Source organism: Vibrio penaeicida, from assembly GCF_019977755.1.
Taxonomy (GTDB): domain Bacteria; phylum Pseudomonadota; class Gammaproteobacteria; order Enterobacterales; family Vibrionaceae; genus Vibrio; species Vibrio penaeicida.
The window spans coordinates 1950944-1971904 of the sequence record NZ_AP025144.1; the positions used below are offsets into that span (position 1 = coordinate 1950944).

A 20961-nucleotide genomic window follows, 5' to 3' on the forward strand; every position below is an offset into this window, starting at 1 on the left:
CACTTGGGTATACTTAATCATGCCTAAACGGTTGAGTTAGCATTTTCCATAATTGTTGTTCCTTGGGTTTCCTGAATAGAGGAAGCCCAATTTCTACTTCATCGTGTCCTTTTTTCGGCTGATCTCTGTATGTGCCGAACCATTGGTCCCATACCGACAAGAAAAAGCCAAAATTAGAATGGGTTTCTTTCACTTCTACCGAGTGATGAACACGGTGCATGTCAGGAGTAACAAGGAACTTTCGTAACCAAGAATCCAATTTAAGGGGGAGTTTTCCGTTACTGTGATTGAACATCGCACTCACGTTGAGAATAATTTCAAATACGACAATAGCAATGGGAGACACACCTAAAGCGAGCACAAGTGCAATTTTAATCCACATGGACAAAATGATCTCAATAGGGTGAAACCGGCTACCCGTAGTTACATCAATATCTTGGTCGGCGTGATGCATTCGATGAAGTCGCCATAAAAAAGGCAGGCGGTGAAACATCACATGTTGAACATAGATAGCAAAATCAAGAATTAACACAGAAAGAAGAATGTTGACTAAAGCCGGCACTTCGAAGAAATGAAACAACCCGAATCCAAATTGCTGCGCTTGCAATGCGCTATCAAATGCAACAATAGGCATAATAACCGCTAAGCAGATACTGTTCAGTCCAACTAACCCCAAATTGTTTCCCCAACGGGTTAACTTACTTTGAGTCAGCGATTTTCTAGGTGCGTAATACTCCCAACAAGCAAAAAGTATCAATCCGCCAATAAAAAAGCTCAACCGAACAATCGCTGGATCTTCCATTCATTCCTACCTTTGTATTTCTTACTTATCTCGAGTTCCGGTCACTTACGGAATCTAGCATCTTGATGCTGTTTGGGTATAATCTGCCAAATTTCCTGTATTACTGACACTATTACCATGCGCATACATCAGGTTCACAGCCTATATCAATCTCGGCTCAACAGAGCGACCAAACCCTTTAATGCTCGCGGTTCTAAAGTTGTACGGTGTCAATTCTGCCAAGTAACAGAGAAGCACTGTATTTGTTCACACCAGCCCAATATTCAATCGGATATTTCGGCGTTGATCATCATGTCAGATAACGAAATCCTCAAGCCCAGTAACACTGGTAGGCTAATAGCGGATATCCTAAAAGATACACATGCTTTTCAATGGTCACGCACTGAACCTGAACAGGCATTGTTAGCTCTACTAAAAGATGACAAATACCAACCCGTTATAATCTTCCCTGAAGACTATGTCGATGAAAAATCAAGACTCATTCAAGTAGAAGACCTTGTTAAGCAAGAAAAACTTACAGAGCAAGCCTTACCAAAAGAACAGGGTCTACCAAAAGATGCGAACAGCATTCCAAGTAAAAAACCTCTGCTCATATTTCTAGACGGAAGTTGGCGAGAAGCTCGAAAAATGTTTAGAAAGTCCGATTACCTTTCTAGTTTGCCTGTCTTGTCTGTAAACCCAGACACCGTATCAAATTATATGATGAGAAAGTCAGATAATGAAAAGCACCTTGCGACTGCAGAAGTCGCAAGTCTGGTGTTTGATATGTTAGGGGATTCAATTGCCGCACAAACCCTTTCACTCTGGTTTGAAGCCTTTAAAGAGGGTTACCTACTGAGTAAAACCCGCTTAAAACACGACCTATCAAAACCAATGTTGGCAAAATATAATGAATATGTAAGAGCCTGTTGACCTCGCGCCTTGAGAAAAACGTATAGAGTTTGAACGAAAATTAGTCATGCAAAGTCTACAGACCCTATAAATATTGAGCAGAGAGTCACCACTTAGCCTTACTGACAACGTTAATTTGTGTTGTATCACGGACTATTCAGCCAGTTTATGGATAATGCGTAGCTAGATAATTTTATGCTCTTTCTGTCAGATCGTACTGTCCGTCGGGCAACTTCTGCTTACATTGAGCATGCATTAATTTTTGGGATTCAGGAGAGAAACATGTACTACGGCTTTGATGTCGGTGGCACCAAGATTGAATTTGGCGCGTTTAATGAGAAGTTAGAACGTAAAGCAACGGAACGTGTACCTACTCCAGGTGACGACTATGAAAAGTTGGTTGAAACCATAGCGGGTCTGGTTGCCAAGTATGATGCTGAATTGGGCGTAGAAGGCACCATTGGTATAGGTATTCCTGGCATGGAAGACGCCGATGACGGAACAGTACTAACAACAAACGTTCCTGCGGCAAAAGGAAAGCCTCTACGTAAAGATCTGGAAGCGAAAATTGGTCGTAAAGTGAAAATCGACAACGATGCAAACTGTTTTGCATTGTCGGAAGCTTGGGACGATGAGTTGAAAGATGAACCTGCCGTTATGGGTTTGATCCTCGGCACTGGTTTTGGTGGCGGCTTTGTGTTCGACGGTAAAGTGTTCTCTGGTCGCAATCACGTAGCAGGAGAGGTAGGGCATGCACGCCTGCCAATCGATGCTTGGTTCCATCTGGGTGAAAATGCGCCTTTGTTTGGTTGTGGATGTGACAAGAAAGGCTGCTTAGATAATTACTTGTCTGGTCGTGGTTTCGAGCAACTCTACGAGCACTACTACGGCAAGCGAATTAAAGCGGTTGAACTGATCAAACTTCACGCTGAAGGTGAAGCCAAAGCGGTTGAGCATGTCGAGCGCTTCATGGAGTTGTTGGCGATCTGTCTTGGTAACTTGTTTACGTCTTTCGATCCTAATGTTGTTGCATTGGGTGGTGGGCTGTCGAACTTCGAACTGATTTATGAAGAGATGCCAAAGCGCATACCTAAGTATCTACTTTCTGTTGCGAAACCACCAAAGATCATCAAAGCGAAACACGGTGATTCTGGCGGTGTGCGCGGTGCAGCGTTTTTGAATATTAAATAACCTTAGTGCCATGTTTCCAAAGCACTGAATCACAGTGCCACCTTGGTTAGACGAAAAGTGAGCCTTTGAGCTCACTTTTTTGAATGTCTTTACTGGGCGTCGCTTAACTTTCTAGGCGCTCTAAGATCCTTTGTAATCTTGGTCGGCTGATTTTCAAAATATCACACGCTTTTCCTTTATGACCATCAACCGATTCAAGTACGTTCAGGACATGTTGATACTCCATATCTTGTAGGCTTAGCGAAGAAGAAGGGTACTGCTCCTCAATTTGCGGCAAATTTTGTTTCAATTCTTCAAACAACTCATTCGTAAGAATGTCGCCGGGGCATAGTGCAACGGCTTTGGTGAGTGTATTTTCAAGTTCACGCACATTACCTGGCCAAGAGTAGCTGCACAGTAATCCCATAGCATTGAGAGCCACTTTGGTGACTTTGGTTCCCAACTCCTTATTTGCTCTCGCAAGCAAGGCTGGAATTAGTTCCTGCAAGTCTTCTGGACGCTCCCTTAATGGTGGGATGTGAATTTTTACCACTTGCAATCGGTAGAACAAGTCTTCGCGAAACATTCTATCTTGTATTGCTTGAGCAAAATCGATGTTGGTTGCGGAAATGATTCGTGCCGTCGTTTTTATTGGGATCTTTCCTCCCAATGGCGTCATCTCTTTTTCTTGCAGAACTCTGAGTAACTTTGCTTGAATTTGTGGCGAGAGCTCTCCGATTTCATCCAAAAACAATGTGCCTTCACTGGCAAGTTCAAATTTACCGGGTTGATCCGATATCGCCCCTGTAAATGCTCCTTTTTTATGCCCGAACATTTCAGATTCCAATAAATTCTCCACTAGTGCTGCACAGTTCAATGCAACAAATGGGGAGGACTTAGGACGACCTGCGTTATGAATGGCACGCGCAACCATTTCTTTACCCGTGCCAGATTCACCAGTAATCATGACAGACGCATTCGTGAGTGCGACACGACCGATGGTTTTGTATATCTCTTTCATCGCGTGAGATGAACCAACCATAGAGCGCCCTAATGTGTCTGGAATCGTAACAGCGTCTTTCGAAGTCGAGGCGTGGTACTCCAAAGCGGTTCTTACGGCCTTATCGAGTTCGTCAATATCGATAGGCTTGTGGATGTATTCGTCGGCACCTTTTTGCATCGCCATAATGGTGCTTTCCATATCGTGGTAGGCAGTGATCATGATGATGCGTACTTCTGGACAAGTAGATTTAAAATCAGCGATTCCCTCAATACCGGATTTTCCTTCCATTCGAATGTCTAGAACGATAACGTCTGGTTGCAGCCTTTTGGCGATTTCTACACCTGTATCAACGCGGTGTGCAGCTTCCACGGTATAGCCCTGCGATTGATAGTGGAGCTGTAAGGTTCGACTAATTCCAGTATCGTCATCGACGATCAGCAACTTGCTCATTAAATTAAACTTCCTCTGTTTGTTCGTACTCTTCTGGTTTTTCTTGTTTTCGTTGATTCAATATTTTGGGTGAGGCAGGTATTCGTATCCTTGCTTGCGTGCCACTTACTAGAGGAGTCAGATGAATGTCGCCAGTATGCGCATCAATAATACGTTTTACTATGGCTAACCCAAGCCCTGTTCCCTTGGCTTTCGTTGTAAAAAAAGGCTCGAAGACTTTCTCAGTTAAACAAGGGTCGATTACATGGCCATTGTTCTCTATGTCAACCAAAAGGTGGGTTTCAGATTCAGTGAACATGACGTTAGAGCTCACTTTTACTTTTGGTCGGTTCTCTGTTTCAGATTGAGATGCCTGAATGGCGTTCAATAGCAGATTTTGTAACGCCTGTCGCAATTTTAGTGGGTCAGCAAACAATGTAGGGAGGTTAGGTTGAAGTGCCAAAACCATCTTTACATTGCTCACTTTTGCTTGTTTTTGTTGACCAGCAACCAAGGATTCAAGCAGTTTGTTTAAATCTATCCAATCCGGTTTAAGCTGATCGGGCTTTGAGTAGGCCAATAATTCTTCGAGTATCGCTTCCATATAACGTACTTGTTCCAAAGAAATATCAAACATTTCGTTTCGTTGGCTCCGTGCGTGAATTTGAAGCACCATCTTTATTGAACTTAAAGGATTACGAAGATCATGTGCGATCATGCTAACGACTTTACCTATAGCGGCGAGTTTCTCATGATGGATGCGTTCACGTGTTTGCTTCTCTACTTCTTGGGCGAGTCGCTTTTCTTCTGAAATGTCTTGTTTCACAGCAACATAGTAGAGCAAGCGACCTTCAATATCTTTTACGGGGGAAATCCGAGCACGCTCCCAGAACAGCTCACCATTTTTCTTTTTGTTGTGGAATTCACCACGCCACTCTTTTCCCGCCTGTAGGGTTTCCCATAGCGCCAGATACTCGTCCTTAGCGGTTTCTCCCGATTGAAGAAAACTGGGTGTACGATTCAGTACCTCTTCACGTGTATAGCCAGAAAGCTCACAAAAAACAGGATTAACGTAAAGAATGCGTCCATCCAAATCCGTGATAACCACAGAATTTTGGCTGCTTTCTACTGCGTGACTAAGGCGCTGAATTTTATCTTGCGCCATTTTTTGTTCAGTTATGTCTTCACCTAACAGCGTGAGGGAGATTTGTTGATCATTGGTCTCAGTGAAAGTTGATGTCCACGACACCAAATGGATTTCACCTGTTTTACTCAATACAACGCTTTCACTGTGTGGCTGATGGGCTTGCAGCTTTATGGCTTCATTTAACGCTTCTTCTGCTTGTTGATGAAGTTCAGTAGGGATAAATCGCTCAACCCACCTACGACCAACCACTTCATTTTTTTCGTACCCCACCATATTAAGAAAAAAGTCGTTGCAGAACGTAATGCTACCTTGCTGGTTGATACTGACAGCGGCCAATTGGATGTTTTCTAAAGTATGGCGAAATTGTTGTTCATAACGTTGTTGCTGGCGCAAGAATCGTGTTTGAACACGAAATCGACTCACTAGAAAGATGGCGACAGTGATAACTAAAAAAAGCAGAAAGTAGGGCATGCTATAGCGGTCATGAAAATCGAGGCGTGAAAGGTTAAATCGCTCGATAGGGAAGACCGATACAATCGTCCAATTGCCGTTATTCGGTGCACCGATCATTGAATAGGTGTAATAGCTGTTTTCTTGTAGCTGTTGCCCTCGATGGTTTTGTAGTATCGACTCAATGATATGAGACGGAATATCTCGGTTAGGTGAAACAGCGAAGCGACTGCCTTGCGAGTCGACAGGATGAATTACCGCAATCCCTTGTGGGTTATACAAGTAAACATGGTTCGTGAAACTTGGAGCAACTGCTAAGAGTTTATTGATTAACTGGTTGCCTTTGTAATTCAGCAAGATACTGCCCAAACGCACACCTTGCTTGTTAAATACGGGGGTTCCAACCCGGATGGTCGGCTTTAAAGGCGTTTGCACTTCCCCAGCTTCTTCATTTAAATCGAGAGGAGAGATGTAGACTTCGCCAGAATCTAAAGTAGAAGAGTGTTTCCAATAATATCGGTGCGACTTGTTTTGAAGTTGCTCAGGAGGGACGACCGTTACGTGCCCTTCAATGTTATTAACGCGAAGACGTTCCAACCCTTTTGTGTCGATAAATCGAATTTGATCATAGCTGTGGTTATTTAGGCTTAACTGTACAAAGTAATCTTTTAGAGCGTTATAGGGCTGAGGCTGTGTTTCGACAATATTCTGTGTGACATAGCTAAGGTTCTTCGCATCCGCAGACATTCGAAATAGGGTTTCCCCTAATACCTCATCGATGAGATCGACGATCACTCTTTCATTGTGAAGGGCATATTGCTTATCGTTATCGATGCTGATCAAGTAGTGCAGGCTAATCCATACCGCCAAAACGATATAGACAGGCAATGCCCAAACCATCCATTCTTTCAGAAAAGCGTTAATGTTTGGGCGGTGGGAGTCTGTTTTCATAAGCTCTACTAACGAAGCGTCCCTTGCAGAAGGCATTCACTTTAGAAAGATCCGCGGATCTCACAATATCCTTTATCATTCTATGGTCTTTCGTTCATGGAATATGTGTTTCTCCCCATACTTTCGGCAACACTTTAGGTTTCCGCTAACGCCCCAATCAACTTTATCGCATTTGGTTGTTGTGAACTCGACATCGTGGCTATTTGGTTATTGAGCATAGAGAGAGCTTCATATTTAAAAGGTAGAAAATGTGCATAGGCGACGGGATGGCATTCATCGTCCTGCAGCGCAAGTTCAATCATGGGTGATGTTTCTTCACCATATTCCCAAAGTAAACATGCTAGCTTAAGTGCTTGCTTTCGTACTCCAGATGCCGAATCCTTCAGTGCGATTTTAGCCGCTGATTTTACAAGGGGCTTGAATAGTAGACCTAGCATTTTATAGTGATTTTCGAGCGCATATAGCGCAGAGATACGTACGTGTTCACTGGTATTTTCTAACGCTTCAATGATCAACGGAACAGCTTTTGAAGTTGTTGTATTAGCGAGATATTTTAACGCACTTTGTTGAGTGAGCTCGTGCCCTGAAAGCAATACGTTTGCAGCTGCACCAATGCCATTTTCACACTCTTTTTGTTTTGGGTTACGTTGCCTCTGTAACGTCAAAGCTTGGAAAATTTCGCGCATATTTTCGTCAGATGCGCCAAGAATTGATTCAATGATCCAACCGACGGCTTTTGGTTGGCGAGACTGGCCTAGAGCACGCAATGCTAAGGTTATGTTTTCGAATTCAGGTAAACGGGCGATTTTCTTTCTATTCAGGTTCAGATTGTCTGCAGCGGAAAAGTTCGATTTAACAACGTCAGCAAACTCCGAGTATTGGTCGTCGAGGTTGTCGACCATTTCCACGATGCTAGTTTGCTGTTCGTCTTCCGATTGCGCTGGAGCAAGCTTTTGTTCTAAGTTGGTTTGGAAAATCGCATTTAACGTGGATTTCGGAGCGTTTTCAGTCGCTTGTTGCTCAGGGACGATATGACCTCGCAACGCAGAATGGACAGCAAGCTCGTCGTCCTGCAATGCTAAAGGTGGCTGAGTAACGTCTATTTTGTTTGGGTATGCATTAAGACCAAACAAAGTGGTTTTAAGGAGGTGCCGGCAGGCTGGCAATTCGGAGTGGCTAATCACGTCTAAACATGCTTGCCTGATGCTGGCTTCGAAGGTGTGGTTTTGATTGTGATCGACCTCATTGATACGACGTTCTAACAAAGGAAACAGTTTTTCTATGCTTGATGGTAAACGATCCAGTGCCCGAATGAGTTGAGTGTGGTGGAGGATATCGAGCGTATTACGAGTCAATACCTCTGATATGAGCGCTTCAATACCTTTAATGTTCTTTGCACTAAGAATTGCGGGATTGATGTTTTCTATGAAACAAACACACAACTCTGGTGTATCCAATGATAGCAAAGCAACAAGATCGTTCACTTCACTCTCGACGATGTTTGTTTGACAAATAAGCTTAAACAATTCAATTCGGGATGTATCAATGCAGCTGGAAACATATCGAATCAGGCGTTTATTATCGATTTCGCTCCACGCGCTGAACTGTTCGATGGCAAAAAGGGCACATTTCTGAACATCTAGGCTGTCGTCCTTGATGCATTCCAATATGTCCCAAAAATATTCATTCGCCCTTTGTTTTGATATTGCTTCAATGGCTATGCAACGGCAAAGAGGATCGGCATCCTTAAGGTGTTTAAACAGAAATGCTTTTGAAATCTGTTCATTGTTTTCCCCCAAGGCTTTTAACAATTTCCGCTTCTTCATGCGCTTTGCTTTAGGAAGTTGGGAGATTACCCATTGCGCATTCATCCTCGCTATCCCTTTATATAGGGCGAACTCAAGCTCAGGTTCAGGGTCTTGTTCTAAGATGGTTAGGAAAATATCAAGGTATTCCGGTTTATCTTGTCTCGATAGAATCTTTACTGCTGTCAATTGTAGGTCCCACCAGTCGTCCCACCCCGTGCTCATGCCCAAACTGTCGCTTTCTTTTCGCCCTTTTGCAAAACTGATAATAATTGAGTCAACACGGTGGAATGAAGTATGGCGTCCTAGCGCAATAAGCGCGGCAAGCCGAGCATCACCTTCTGGGTGGTGCCTAGCGACATCTTCTAAGGCATGAATATCCCCTGATTGCATTGCAGACAAAGCATCAGCGGCATCGATAACCACATCGGGGTCTGAGTGGTACAAGCATTGGTTGAGCGCTGGAATCGAGTCTTCCGCTTTGATTGCGCCACACGCTCTTGCACTATAACAGCGCATGGCTTCGTCGCCTGTTTCAAGAAAGTGTTTAAGTATTTCAACTGAGCGATGCTTTGCTTCTCGCAGTTCCACTTTATTACGTGAGCCCAATGCAGTCAGGTTATCCATGGTTACTCCCCGTTTGATGAAGATGAAAGGCTTGTTAGAAATGAACACGTTATTGAGTTTTGCAGTTTCCATGCCTAAACGGCGACTTAAAAATACATACGAATAAACAACGGCTTACGTACTTGTAGGGTGTATTACTTTAATAACGCTGATGCGCAGTTGAATGAAACGTTCACTTTTATCACTTCACTTTTAACAAAACGTTCAATAAATCCGTGTGTGATCCCGCTCAAAATGTATGTAGTTAATTGAAAATAAAGAAAAATTTCATACCGATAAATGTGGAACAAAAAATGCTCTTGTGGAGATGGCGAAAATAATAATGCTGCGCAAGTGACCTACACAAATGCGCAGTTTTAGCTGGAAGCTAAGGAGTAAAACAATGAAAAGAATGTTGATCCTTGCTGCTACAGTCAGTTTGTCATTTTCAGCATGGAGCCAAACCGATGCCACTCAATTCGGTTCGCTACCCACACTAAAAATCGACGCTGCAAAAGCAGAATTGGGAAAACGCCTATTCTTCGATACTCGGTTATCGGGAAATACTGCGCTGTCTTGCGCATCCTGTCATCAACCTGAAAACGGGTATTCCTACCCAGAAGCACTTGGACCTGCATATACCGGCAGCAAAGGCTTTCGAAACGTGCCGACCTTAATCAATACCGTTTATAAGAAGGTTTGGTTTCACGATGGTCGAATCGGCACCAATCTGAATGATGTCACGCGTGAAAATATCACAGAAGATTGGTTGATGAACATGGACATGCGTTTGATGCAAGAACGGTTAAAACAAGATCCAACTTACATAAAAATGTTCAAAGAGGCTGGATACGGAGAGCCGTCAAACGGAAGCGTACGCAAGGCCATTCCAGAATATTTAAAAACCCTAACAGCAAACACCACACCTTTTGACAAGCAAAAGCTCAGTACTAGCGCCCAAAAAGGGTTTGAGATTTTCAAAGGAAAGGGCAGATGCAGTGCTTGCCACAGCGGTCCTTTGTTTAGCGATGGTAAACCTTACAACATCGGTGTCCCTGAAAACCTCGATATTTTCCGCGATCCCATGCGTCATCAAACGTTTATCGCGTTCAACATGTTTATGGGGACAGAGAACTACATGAACCAAAAAAGGGACGTGGGTGCTCATGTTCAGACGCATAAAGCGGATGGTACCGACAAAGGTAAGTTCATAACGCCAACATTGCGTGAGCTCACCTTCACTGCGCCTTACATGCATAACGGCATGCTCGAAACACTTGAAGATGTGGTTGCCTTTTACAACCAAGGTGGAGGGGAAGACAGCAACAAAGATAAGCGCCTTAAACCGCTTAACCTGAGCGCGCAAGAGCAATCGGATTTGGTGGCCTTTTTGTCTTCCCTATCTAGCGAGCCTCTCACATCAGACAAGCATGTTTGGAAGGCAAATGATTACAACTATCAGCTGATCTCTGATTGGCGCAACGTGAAAAATTAAGGAGGATGAGATGAAAACCAAAGCAATCACCTTATCTATCATTAGCACGCTGGCGCTCACCGCTTACACTAGTTCAGCCTTTGCTAATCAAAGTACCGACGATACATCAAACGCACATCAATTGGTGGTGCTCAATGGGGTAAGTTATCCCGCTCTTGCTCCGTTAGGCGATGTGCCCACACCGGCGGACAACCCAACCACACCAGAGAAAGTCGAGCTTGGAAAACTCTTGTTTTTTGATGGTCGATTAGGCGGTGACACGTCCACTCCTTGTTCAGCGTGTCACAACCCCGCGTTAGGCTGGGATTTTCCCGCTGATCTGTCTTTGGGTTACCCAGGTACGGTGCATTGGCGTAATAGCCAAACCATCATTAATTCCGCCTATTACCAAAAGCTATTTTGGGCAGGATCTTCCAAGTCTTTGGAAGGTCAGGCAAAAAGCGCAGCAAAAGGGGCCGTTGCGGGCAATGGTGAAGACGATCTCATGGAAGCGCGTTTAGCACTCGTGCCGGAATACGTTGAACGTTTTAACACTGTGTTTGGCGATAATTACCCCAAAGTGAGTAACGCATGGAAGGCCATTGCAGCATTTGAAAGAACCCTCGTTCAAACTGACACACCACTTGATAACTATTTACGCGGCGACGAAAGCGCACTCACCGACGAGCAAATAAAAGGAAAAGCATTATTCGAAGATAAAGCTAACTGTATCGCTTGCCACAATGGTTCATTGGCGTCAGACCAGAAAAACTACAACATTGGCGTCCCTACGAACAAACGTTGGGAAAGCGATCCAATGGCGCAAATCACCTTCCGATATGAACTTTACGCAAAAGGTTCCAACGAAAAAATGTACCGCAATACCAAAGCGGATCCCGGCATTTATTTCCGAGGTAAACGAAAAGAGATGAAGGGGAAATTTCGTACACCAAGTCTCCGATACACCCAATACACTGCACCTTATATGCACAATGGCACCTTTGCTACGTTAGAAGATGTTATTGAGTTTTATGACCGTGGTGGCGTTGCAAAAGACGGAAGAACGACGGGTTTCCCGCAAACCAAAAGTGCCTTAATCAAGCCACTGGGTTTGACCGCAAGCGAGAAAAAACAACTCCTTGCATTCTTAGGGGCATTCTCTGGTGAACGCATCACGATGGATTACCCAACGTTACCGAAATATCAACGCTTGTTCAGCGAGGAAGAATTGGCGGAGGTGAAAAAATGATCTTTAACAAAAGCAAAGCCAAAAAATCAGAAAGCGCAGCAGAGCACAAAAAATGCATGATGTCGCGACGTGACTTTCTTATGTATTCCAGTGTCTCGGCAGGTGCTGCCAGTGTTATGTCGATCACTTTGTTTCCGGGAACAGCTCAAGCGGTAGAAACACAAGCCCGTGTGGTTGGTTACCCTCGTAAACTTTTGGGAAAACTCAGTGAGTTGAAAACCAATGAACCTGTCTATTTTAACTACCCAGATAACGGAATGAACTCACAAGGCATCTTGGTAAAAATGGGAGTACCAGCGGGAGGAGGGTTAGGACCAAAGCAAGATGTCGTAGGCTTCTCACTTATGTGTACCCACCAAGGCGGTCCACTGAATGGACAGTACAAGGTCGTGGATGAGCACCGCGTATTGGGGCAATGCCCGTTCCACCTTTCCACGTTTGATATGCGAAGACACGGCATCATCGTGTCGGGTCAAGCGTACGAAAGTTTACCCCAAGTATTGCTGGAACTGGAAGGTGATGACATATACGCCGTCGGCATTATGGGGCTTCTATTCGGTAGAACCGACAACATCATCGCGATGCAGGAGGCATAACCATGACTACTAACTTTTACATCCCAGAAGATCATGCACCGCTGCCCCCTAAAAATGCAGAGGTGATCACGACTGCTTGCGACTACTGCGTGGTCGCATGTGGTTACAAAGTCTATCGTTGGCCATTAGAACAAGGCAGTGGAGGACAAAAAGCGAGCGAAAACGCCTTTGGTATCGATTTTCCGAGCGCACCTTTACAAGCTTGGGTTGCCCCAGCGCAACATAACGTTGTGATGCATAAAGGCAAACCTCACAACATCATAGTCGTACCCGACAAAGATGCAAAAGCCGTAAATAAAACTGGTGATTCGTCGATGCGCGGAGGCTTGCTAGCACAAAAGCTGTATAACCCTTCAACAGGAACTCGCGACCGGTTAACTCAACCTTTAGTGAGAATCGGAGGCAGTTTGCAACCAGTGCCCTGGGACTTTGCATTGGATATTGCAGCAGAAGTTGGACGCCATGTGATTGAGAACCACGGCGCCAATGCCTACGGCGTTAAAACGTTCTCTTACCAATACATTGAAAACACCTACGCCATTACCAAGTACGCCCTTCGGCACATTAATACTGCGAACTTTACGTTCCACGATACACCATCGGACGTAACCTCTACACCGGGCTTTCGTGATGCAGGGTTTGATAACTTTGGTCCAAGTTACGACGATTGGGGTGCAGCAGACACGCTTATGTTGTGTGGTACCGATCCTTACGAAACTAAGACCATTATTTTTACTCAGTACATCATGCCGGCCGTTCAGCGAGGCATGAAAACAGTGATTTTGAATCCGCGTGAAACCGCGGGTATTGCGTGGTTGAAGAAACATGGTGGTTTGCACATCGATTTAAACCCCGGCTCCGACAACTTGGTCGTAGGTGCCATCATTCGTGTCATTCTCGAGAGCGGTTGGGAAGACAGCGAGTGGATTCAAAACTGGGTGAACAATAAGTGGGAGTCGAGCTCTGGCTTTGGACAAGGCACCCGAAATACTCCATGGCAGTGGCGAACCACTTGGGGCAAGTTCCAAACCAATAGTTTTGAAGACTACAAAAAATGGAATTTGAAACAGAAAGAGTACGACCCTAAATACGCAGCGGAAATGGCAGGAATCGATGTAAACAAAATTCATCAAGCGGCAGAAATGCTGGCTAAACCTGTAGGTGGGAAACGACCTAAATCGTCTATCGCGATTGAGAAAGGGTTCTACTGGTCAAACAATACAGGTAACACCAACGCCATTTCGTCGCTTGGGACAATCATTGGTGCAGGAGGGCGTGAAGGACGTGTCATTGGCAGAATGGGCGGGCACCAACGTGGTGGTCAGTCTGGTGGTAAGTTACCGCGTAACAAATCACCAGAAAAAGTACCGGGTCGTCGTCGCCGCTCTATAGACACCGACCGCTATCTCTATTCAGGGCATACGCGCTTTGCTCATGTGATTGGTACCACTTGGATTCAAGCAATGTGCGGAAGCCAAGGGTTGCAAAGGAAATTCTGGGAACTCACGACCGCTAACCCTCATCAGGTTTACACCTATGACAAGCAGGAAATCATCGATACCCTGAAAAAACGAGCTGATTCAGGCGGTATGGTTGTGATCAACCAAGATATTTACTTACGCGAACCAATAGGAGCGAAGTTTGCAGACATTGTCTTCCCAGCGGCAACATGGGGAGAAGAAGACTTCATACGAGCTAATGGAGAACGCCGTTTGCGCTTGTATCAAAAGTTTGCCGATGCCCCAGGCCATGCAAAACCGGATTGGTGGATCATCAGCCAGCTTGCTAAACGAATTGGCTACGATGGCTTTGATTGGAGCAATTCCAATGAAGTTGCGGAAGAAGCCTCCCGCTTTAGCCGAGGAAGTCGCAAAGATTTTCACATGATCAAAGTCGCGGCGCATGCTGAAGGAAAAACACTGCATGAAAAATTACGTGAATACGGTACGGATGGTATCCAAGGTCCCGTTTTTTATAACTACGATACTAAGCAGCTTGTCGGTACGAAGCGGCTCCATGATACCGAGATGAGTGCAATCGCATTAGCAGAAAAGGGGCTAACAGACGGACCGCAAGGTGCGAACGTGCTTAAAAAGCAACTCACTGCGTTTAACAGCCAAACCGGAAAGGTGAATTTACAAAAACACCCTTGGGATTTGTTTAGCGATTTTTATGCATGGTTGCAACCAAAAGGCGAAGAGCTTTGGTTCTCTAACGGTCGAATAAATGAAATTTGGCAGTCGGGCTTTGACGACGTGGAAAGACGAGCTTACGTGATTCAGCGCTGGCCGGAAAACTGGGTAGAAATACACCCAGAGGATGCAAAGGCTAGGGGGATCGAGTCGGGTGACCAAGTCATGATGTATTCCGACCGTGTTGCGAACTTCAAAGATACGATCTTAGGCGTTCATGGCGACGATTTCCAATTCAGCAAGCTGATGGAAAATGGTCATATTAAGTTGGATAAAGCAGCGGTTACCGCTGTGGCCATTGTTACGCCAGCCGTTAAAAAAGGCGCGCTTTACGCCAATATGATTGATATGCGTCAGCCATCCAACTCACTGACGACGAGGGTTGTGGATCAAATATCCGGTAATTACAACTTCAAGATGGGGGTCGCCAACATTAAAAAAATTGGCGAATCCAAATACAAAAGTGAGTTTAGGGCGTTCTCTTTTGCGCCAAGGAACATCGTCTAAACCTATGAAGTGCCAAAGTGTAGGGGCTTTGGCGCTTCTTTTTTATCCTGAGTTCAGGTTTTAATTAAGGAATGGATATGAAAAAAATAATTGGGCTGGCGCTGGTACTTTTAGGGCTGTATGCCAACGTAGCTCTGGGCGCAGACATTGAGGCTGGAAAAGCCAAAGCAGTAACCTGTACCGCGTGTCATGGTGCAAATGGTATTTCACCTACGGATTTGTATCCGAACTTGGCTGGTCAAAAAGCGGGGTATTTGGTGAAGCAAATGAAAGCTTTTAAAGATGGAACGCGAAAAGAGCCAACCATGAATGCGATGGTGGCTGTGCTTAGTGATCAAGATATGGAGGACCTTGCAGCATTCTATGCATCGATGAAATAATAAACCTTTCCAACAATAAAAAAAGTGAGCTTCTAATTTTAGAAGCTCACTTTTTATTTAAAACGATGTATTTTCTCAACGAGGAAGCAGGTTTTAGCTTTTCTTTTTACCAACACCTAGGTTTTCTTTCTGTGCTAGTGTGATCTTACCAAAACCAAGCTTTCTAAAATGGTTATCACGGTAATCACGTACTGCTTTCGTGTCGGAGACAGCTTCAACTTGTTGTTCCATTTTCAAATAGTTGGAAATGTCGATACCTTCTGCGTCCGCGACGGCTTCATGAATAGAACGAAATTTCTCGTAAGAAAATAGAAGCGTTTTTTCTTCGTCTTTATAGGTATAAATAATGGTACGAGCCATAAATTTCTGCCTGTTAGGGTTTAACCTGAGTAATTTTGGCACACTCTATCAATTGGGTAGAGTGATGCCAAACCCTTTTTACTGATATCGTCCTAGACTCGACCTTGCAGTGGAATAATGGTGACGCTTTCACCTGCTTTTACCGTGTCGACTTCTGGCGTAATTTCTATCAAGCAATTGGCTTCACTCATGGAGCGGAGTATCCCTGAACCTTGCTTGCCTGTGGTTTTTACCTCTAATTGCCCATTTGAGTTTACATTGTAAATTCCACGGCTGAATTCTGTTCTTCCTTGGCGAGAACGTAAGTTTTCACTGGCAATGGCCGACACTTTAAGCGGCGTCCAATTCTTCTCTCCTTGGAGTTTTCGAATGGCAGGCTCCACAAAATTAATAAACGAAACCATAACAGCAACGGGGTTACCGGGTAATCCGAAGAAAGGTTTATCAGAAATTTTTCCGAATGCGAGAGGGCGACCCGGTCTCATACTGATGCGCCAAAAATCGATCTGACCGAGCGCGTCTAGAGCGAGCTTTATGTAATCCGCATCGCCAACCGATACACCTCCTGATGTAATGATGGCATCGGCTGTTTCCCCTGCATCTTTCAAAGCTTTCATAATGACCTGTTGATCGTCTTCCAAAATGCCTAGGTCCATCACCTCGCAACCTAGCTGCTCTAGAAGCCCTTTCAATGTGTAGCGGTTGGAATCGTAGATGCAATTGTCTTTTAATTCGTTTCCCGGCGCTTGGACTTCATCGCCAGTAGAGAATAGCGCAACACGAACAGGGCGCACGACGTGACAACGGTTAATACCGAGCGACGCTACCATTCCCATTTCAGCCGAGCCAATGCGTTTTCCTGCCTCAAATACTTGTTGTCCTTCAGACAAGTCTTCACCCGCCTGGCGTACGTTTTGTTCTGCTTTAATACTAGATGTTGAAAAGGTGACAATGTCACATTCCTGATTGGCTTGTTCACGCATGATGACGGTATCAGCGCCATGTGGAGTAGGTGCTCCCGTCATGATCTTTACCGCTTCGCCTTCTTGTAATGGCTGTGTATAGGCATTGCCAGCCATGACTTCAGCAACGACTTTAAATGCCTTCTTCCCGATGTCTTCGCTGCGAATGGCATAACCGTCCATAGCCGAATTGGTGTACGCCGGAACATTGATAGGAGAATACACTGCTTGTGCAAGTACATTTCCATACGATTTTTCAACATGAATATGAGTTGTGTCTGAAATGGGCGTCACCGCAGACAAAATGGCATCACGCCCTTGTTCTACCGATAAGAAAGCAGGCGACACAATGTCGCAGCAACTTGATGCTTCTGACGGCACGGAGGAGCATGATGGTTGAGCTGCATGTACGTCTTTTACATCCACCTTACCGTTCGCATAATCCATCACGAAGCTTGCAATGGCATCGAGATCATTGATGTTCATTTGAGGAAGGCGTGCACCAACAGATCGGTCCGCTGCAATCGCGATGATGTTTTCATCGCTTGGGTGAAGCCAAGGTTTTCCTACTTCTTCGCGGTTTAATTCAACTTTAGGGAAAGCAATGTTTTTACACCCTTCAACCAATATTAAATCGAGCTGAGTATCATCAAACCTAGAAATTAAATACTCAAAATTGGCTTCATTTTCTGGGGTTTCTGTCATCAAAGCATGGCGATAGCGCGAGCTGATCAGCATTTGACTTGCTCCAGCTTTGCGCAATCGGTAGCTGTCTTTCCCAGGTTTATCGACATCGAAGTTATGGTGAGCGTGTTTCAGAACACCGATCCGCAACCCTTTTTCAGTCAATTTCGGTAGAAGCGCTTCAAGCAGAGTCGTTTTGCCTGTACCGCTGTACGCTGCAAAGCCGAGAACGGGTAACGAAGTAGGGAGGTTTTTTGTCATAATACAGTACCTAATTGTTCCAACTCTTCAGGCGTATTCAGGTTGATAAAGCATTGTGCGGCATCAGAGAAATCGACGCGATGAGTCACACACTCCTGATAAAGAAGAATAATTTTACGATCGCCACGTTTAAGAAATGCTTCGAGTTTAGGTAAAACGCGCTTATGGAAAAGGGTAAACACGGGTTGTAAATGATCACCATCGTGCGCGACTAAAATATCAGAGTCGGCTTGAATGGCGTTTTGAAAACGCGCAACCAGATCGGATGATATACATGGGCTGTCGCAAGGAACAAACCCAACCCAATCACAATTTGCGTGTTTTAGACCCGCGTGAATACCACCAAGGGGACCGGGAAAATCTTGAAATTCATCCCCAACAACAGGCGCATATTCATGATAGGCGTCAATGTTGCGATTGGCATTAATCAATAAATCGTGCGTTTGGGCACTTAAAATGGAGTGGACATGTTCAATCAAAGGGCGACCATTCAGGGTGATTAATCCTTTGTCTTGCCCGCCCATACGTGTTGCTTTACCGCCAGCTAAAATAACCCAACTAATTGGCGTTGGAAATTGCATACTGCTTCTCTTGTATTAATTGTAATAATGGCTTTTCAGTCAAAGACTTATCTTCAATACACCACTGCTTTTGGCATAGCCGAGTTAACGAATTACTTTGGTGACTGGTGATCACCAAACTGGCACCTCGACTTAATAAGTCTTTTGACATTAACACCAATCGTTCAATCGATTCTTGATCCAGACTGGCACTTGGCTCATCCATTAACAAAATCGATGGGTTAAGAATCCACGCTCTTGCCATCGCGACACGCTGCCTTTCTCCACCGGAGAGTAAAGAGACATGCTCATCGGCGAGTGTTTCCAGCCCAACCATTCTCAAGGCTTTAATGACTTTATTGCGTTTTTCTTGTTTGCTCTCTGATGTGTATTTTACGCCATACGCAACATTTTGAAACACAGAGCCATCAAACAGATAGGGTGACTGATGCAAATAAATGATATCGGAACGAGTTCGCGCGCCCAACATTCTTTTTAACAGGGAAGGTAAGGGGAAATCGATATCTCCGCTGGTTGGCTCAATTAAGCCCGCCATGATCTTAAGTAGCGTGGTTTTCCCTACACCGTTATCTCCCTGAAGATAAACCGCTTCATTGGGTCCAATTTTGATTTCAGGAATGTAAAACAGCACTCGATCTTTAAATCTCATTGAGAGATTGCGAGCAGACAGTTTAAGCGTCATCCGTGTGCCTCCTATGTCCGCAAATACCCTTTCCCACGCACTGAGGAAAGAGAGAAGTTTAATAGCAGCGCCAAACAAAGCAGAACAATACCCAAAGCAACGCCTTGAGCAAATGCACCTTTTTGGCTTTCCATTGCTATTGCGGTGGGGATATTGCGCGTGACCCCCATAATATTTCCGCCGACCATCATGGAGCAGCCGACTTCCGTAATGATTCTTGAAAATGCAGTAATGGTTGCGGCGATCAACGGGAACCGGTTTTCCCACAGTAAAGTGAACGTAACGTGAGGAATGGAAACACCTAACGTTAAGGACGTTTCCAAAGCCCGACGATCACTCGCCTGCAATGCACCATGCATCATCGAGACTAAAATGGGGAAACAAATCAGCATCTGCCCGAAAATCATGGCTTTTTGCGTAAACAGCATTTGCCAATCACCCAAAGGGCCGGCTCGCGATAGCATCATGTAAAGAAGTAGACCAATAACTACGGTTGGCACTGCCTGAAGCGTATTTACTAAAGACAAAATCAACCAACGTCCCGGAAAATCGCAATAAGCGAGGATGAAAGCAAACAGCAGGGAAGGGACCAAAACCAGCATCAAAGCAGAAAGTGACACACTGAATGAGACCGTCACAATCGTCCATAACTGTGGGTCAAAGCTGATCAGCAGTTGAAGTGCTTCTAGAGTGGTTTGCCAAAGCGACATGGTTACTTGCTCTCCGCCTTGTTCTTCACAACCGCTTGTGTATTGGCAACAGACTTGGTATTCGCAACGGACTTAGCATTAGCAACAAAAAGTTGTTTACCTTGCCGCTTAAAATTATTGATGAGTGTTTGTCCTTTTTGATTAACCAACCAATCGCTGAACACCTTAGCGCCTTGATAATTGATGTCTGGGTAGCGTTTTGGGTTCACAAGAATTACTTGATACGGGTTGAACAAGCGTTTATCTCCCTCAATTGCTATACCCAGTTCAACTTTATTTTGATACGCCAACCACGTACCACGATCCGTTAAAGTATAGCCCTGCATTTCAGAAGCCATATTCAAGGTTGGTCCCATTCCTTGCCCCACGGATCGGTAGCCGCCAAAATTCGGCTCTATCGAGCTTTGCGCCCATAGGTTGAGTTCTTTTTTGTGCGTTCCAGAATCATCGCCACGCGAAACAAACGTTGATTCGGTGTTCGCAATTTTCTTAAACGCTTTGGCTACGTCGTCTCCACCGTAAACCTGTGCAGGGTCACCTTTCGGTCCGACGACAACAAAATCGTTATACATTAAGGCTCTAGGTAAAATGCCGTAACCTTTTTCAACAAAATTCGCTTCGGCCTTTGGGGCGTGTGTCATTACTAGGTCGACATCGCCATTTTGCCCCATTCGCAGTGACTTACCCGTTCCAGCAGCGATGACATCCACTTTGTATCCGGTATCTTTTTCAAATTCAGGAAGTAGGTAGTCCAAAAGGCCAGAATGATAAGTGCTGGTTGTAGTAGCCAAGCGAACATGGGGCTTTGTTTGGTCGGCAAATACATAAGAACTGACGGTTGTTGCAAAAATAGTCGCTGAAACGGCGAGGGCAGTCGCAGTGTAATTCATTACTTAATTCCATTTATTTTAGTTTTTGAATGCATTGGTTTGTACCGATCGCTCTATACTGAACGAAGCCAAAGACAAAGAATCGATAGCCTTGGCGTGTAGACGCGACAAACAGATACCCAATAGACAGTGCAATCCCAGTGCCAAGTTGGTTTGAGTAAAAACCCCTTGTTTTTGTG

General features: G+C 44.8%; 16 protein-coding genes and 1 pseudogene. 7 read left to right on the forward strand and 10 right to left on the reverse strand.

The annotated features are described in order from the left end of the window. Positions 1-13: 13 nt before the first annotated feature. Positions 14-802 carry a sterol desaturase family protein gene (locus LDO37_RS08790; protein ID WP_126608912.1) on the reverse strand — a complete coding sequence of 263 codons (789 nt, stop codon included), beginning with the start codon at positions 800-802 and terminating at the stop codon, positions 14-16. Between the two features lie 117 nt (positions 803-919). Between LDO37_RS08790 and LDO37_RS08795 the strand changes: the two genes are divergently transcribed. Both LDO37_RS08795 and nagK read left to right on the forward strand, forming a co-directional pair. Next, on the forward strand, positions 920-1714 hold the full coding sequence (locus tag LDO37_RS08795; protein WP_126608911.1) for a tRNA-uridine aminocarboxypropyltransferase: 795 nt from the start codon (positions 920-922) through the stop codon (positions 1712-1714). 261 nt (positions 1715-1975) lie between these two features. Next, positions 1976-2884: an N-acetylglucosamine kinase gene (gene nagK, locus LDO37_RS08800; RefSeq protein WP_126608910.1), complete on the forward strand. Its 909-nt coding sequence runs from the start codon at positions 1976-1978 to the stop codon at positions 2882-2884. Between the two features lie 103 nt (positions 2885-2987). Here nagK and LDO37_RS08805 read toward each other — a convergent pair whose 3' ends face one another. From LDO37_RS08805 to LDO37_RS08815, 3 genes are all read right to left on the reverse strand, one after another. Further along, positions 2988-4316, reverse strand: coding sequence for a sigma-54-dependent transcriptional regulator (locus LDO37_RS08805; protein ID WP_126608909.1), 1329 nt, complete (start codon positions 4314-4316; stop codon positions 2988-2990). Positions 4317-4320: 4 nt separating this feature from the next. Then, the gene (locus LDO37_RS08810; protein ID WP_126608908.1) at positions 4321-6843 is read right to left on the reverse strand and encodes a PAS domain S-box protein; all 2523 of its coding nucleotides are present in this window, start codon (positions 6841-6843) and stop codon (positions 4321-4323) included. 134 nt (positions 6844-6977) lie between these two features. Beyond that, positions 6978-9275, reverse strand: coding sequence for a HEAT repeat domain-containing protein (locus LDO37_RS08815; protein WP_185829883.1), 2298 nt, complete (start codon positions 9273-9275; stop codon positions 6978-6980). Between the two features lie 391 nt (positions 9276-9666). On the opposite strand from LDO37_RS08815, the gene LDO37_RS08820 reads away from it, so the two are divergent. The 5 genes from LDO37_RS08820 to LDO37_RS08840 all read left to right on the forward strand — a co-directional run bounded on the left by LDO37_RS08820 (position 9667) and on the right by LDO37_RS08840 (position 15652). Then, on the forward strand, positions 9667-10749 hold the full coding sequence (locus LDO37_RS08820; protein ID WP_224055441.1) for a cytochrome-c peroxidase: 1083 nt from the start codon (positions 9667-9669) through the stop codon (positions 10747-10749). Positions 10750-10759: 10 nt separating this feature from the next. After that, on the forward strand, positions 10760-11977 hold the full coding sequence (locus LDO37_RS08825) for a cytochrome-c peroxidase (RefSeq protein ID WP_126608905.1): 1218 nt from the start codon (positions 10760-10762) through the stop codon (positions 11975-11977). After that, positions 11974-12573: an arsenate reductase (azurin) small subunit gene (locus LDO37_RS08830; RefSeq protein ID WP_126608904.1), complete on the forward strand. Its 600-nt coding sequence runs from the start codon at positions 11974-11976 to the stop codon at positions 12571-12573. Before LDO37_RS08825 ends, LDO37_RS08830 begins: the two co-directional genes overlap by 4 nt. Before the next feature lie 2 nt (positions 12574-12575). Further along, on the forward strand, positions 12576-15272 hold the full coding sequence (locus LDO37_RS08835; RefSeq protein WP_126608903.1) for an arsenate reductase (azurin) large subunit: 2697 nt from the start codon (positions 12576-12578) through the stop codon (positions 15270-15272). Positions 15273-15349: 77 nt separating this feature from the next. Then, positions 15350-15652 (forward strand): c-type cytochrome, encoded by a 303-nt coding sequence (locus LDO37_RS08840; protein WP_126608902.1) that lies wholly within the window; start codon positions 15350-15352, stop codon positions 15650-15652. Positions 15653-15745: 93 nt separating this feature from the next. On the opposite strand, the gene LDO37_RS08845 is transcribed toward LDO37_RS08840, so the two are convergent. From LDO37_RS08845 to LDO37_RS08870, 6 genes and pseudogenes are all read right to left on the reverse strand, one after another. After that, a complete protein-coding gene (locus tag LDO37_RS08845; protein ID WP_101113804.1) occupies positions 15746-16012 on the reverse strand; it encodes a DUF2960 domain-containing protein in 267 nt (88 codons plus the stop codon). A 92-nt stretch (positions 16013-16104) separates the two neighbouring features. Beyond that, the gene (locus LDO37_RS08850; RefSeq protein WP_126608901.1) at positions 16105-17919 is read right to left on the reverse strand and encodes a bifunctional molybdopterin-guanine dinucleotide biosynthesis adaptor protein MobB/molybdopterin molybdotransferase MoeA; all 1815 of its coding nucleotides are present in this window, start codon (positions 17917-17919) and stop codon (positions 16105-16107) included. After that, positions 17916-18500: a molybdenum cofactor guanylyltransferase MobA gene (mobA, locus tag LDO37_RS08855; RefSeq protein ID WP_126608900.1), complete on the reverse strand. Its 585-nt coding sequence runs from the start codon at positions 18498-18500 to the stop codon at positions 17916-17918. The genes LDO37_RS08850 and mobA overlap by 4 nt, the downstream gene beginning before the upstream one ends. Next, positions 18478-19182, reverse strand: a complete 705-nt coding sequence (locus tag LDO37_RS08860; RefSeq protein WP_126608899.1) for an energy-coupling factor ABC transporter ATP-binding protein — start codon at positions 19180-19182, stop codon at positions 18478-18480. Before LDO37_RS08860 ends, mobA begins: the two co-directional genes overlap by 23 nt. An 11-nt stretch (positions 19183-19193) precedes the next feature. Then, complete coding sequence (locus tag LDO37_RS08865; RefSeq protein WP_101113808.1) at positions 19194-19892, reverse strand: ABC transporter permease; 699 nt, start codon at positions 19890-19892, stop codon at positions 19194-19196. Between the two features lie 71 nt (positions 19893-19963). Further along, positions 19964-20782, reverse strand: a pseudogene (locus LDO37_RS08870) (substrate-binding domain-containing protein); the annotation flags it as partial. Between the last annotated feature and the right edge of the window lie 179 nt (positions 20783-20961).

Bases quoted from the DNA above. Each gene is read 5' to 3' on its own strand.
- LDO37_RS08790 (WP_126608912.1), bottom strand. From the start codon at position 802: ATGGAAGATCCAGCGATTGTTCGGTTGAGCTTTTTTATTGGCGGATTG.
- LDO37_RS08795 (WP_126608911.1), top strand. From the start codon at position 920: ATGCGCATACATCAGGTTCACAGCCTATATCAATCTCGGCTCAACAGA.
- nagK (WP_126608910.1), top strand. From the start codon at position 1,976: ATGTACTACGGCTTTGATGTCGGTGGCACCAAGATTGAATTTGGCGCG.
- LDO37_RS08805 (WP_126608909.1), bottom strand. From the start codon at position 4,316: ATGAGCAAGTTGCTGATCGTCGATGACGATACTGGAATTAGTCGAACC.
- LDO37_RS08810 (WP_126608908.1), bottom strand. From the start codon at position 6,843: ATGAAAACAGACTCCCACCGCCCAAACATTAACGCTTTTCTGAAAGAA.
- LDO37_RS08815 (WP_185829883.1), bottom strand. From the start codon at position 9,275: ATGGATAACCTGACTGCATTGGGCTCACGTAATAAAGTGGAACTGCGA.
- LDO37_RS08820 (WP_224055441.1), top strand. From the start codon at position 9,667: ATGTTGATCCTTGCTGCTACAGTCAGTTTGTCATTTTCAGCATGGAGC.
- LDO37_RS08825 (WP_126608905.1), top strand. From the start codon at position 10,760: ATGAAAACCAAAGCAATCACCTTATCTATCATTAGCACGCTGGCGCTC.
- LDO37_RS08830 (WP_126608904.1), top strand. From the start codon at position 11,974: ATGATCTTTAACAAAAGCAAAGCCAAAAAATCAGAAAGCGCAGCAGAG.
- LDO37_RS08835 (WP_126608903.1), top strand. From the start codon at position 12,576: ATGACTACTAACTTTTACATCCCAGAAGATCATGCACCGCTGCCCCCT.
- LDO37_RS08840 (WP_126608902.1), top strand. From the start codon at position 15,350: ATGAAAAAAATAATTGGGCTGGCGCTGGTACTTTTAGGGCTGTATGCC.
- LDO37_RS08845 (WP_101113804.1), bottom strand. From the start codon at position 16,012: ATGGCTCGTACCATTATTTATACCTATAAAGACGAAGAAAAAACGCTT.
- LDO37_RS08850 (WP_126608901.1), bottom strand. From the start codon at position 17,919: ATGACAAAAAACCTCCCTACTTCGTTACCCGTTCTCGGCTTTGCAGCG.
- mobA (WP_126608900.1), bottom strand. From the start codon at position 18,500: ATGCAATTTCCAACGCCAATTAGTTGGGTTATTTTAGCTGGCGGTAAA.
- LDO37_RS08860 (WP_126608899.1), bottom strand. From the start codon at position 19,182: ATGACGCTTAAACTGTCTGCTCGCAATCTCTCAATGAGATTTAAAGAT.
- LDO37_RS08865 (WP_101113808.1), bottom strand. From the start codon at position 19,892: ATGTCGCTTTGGCAAACCACTCTAGAAGCACTTCAACTGCTGATCAGC.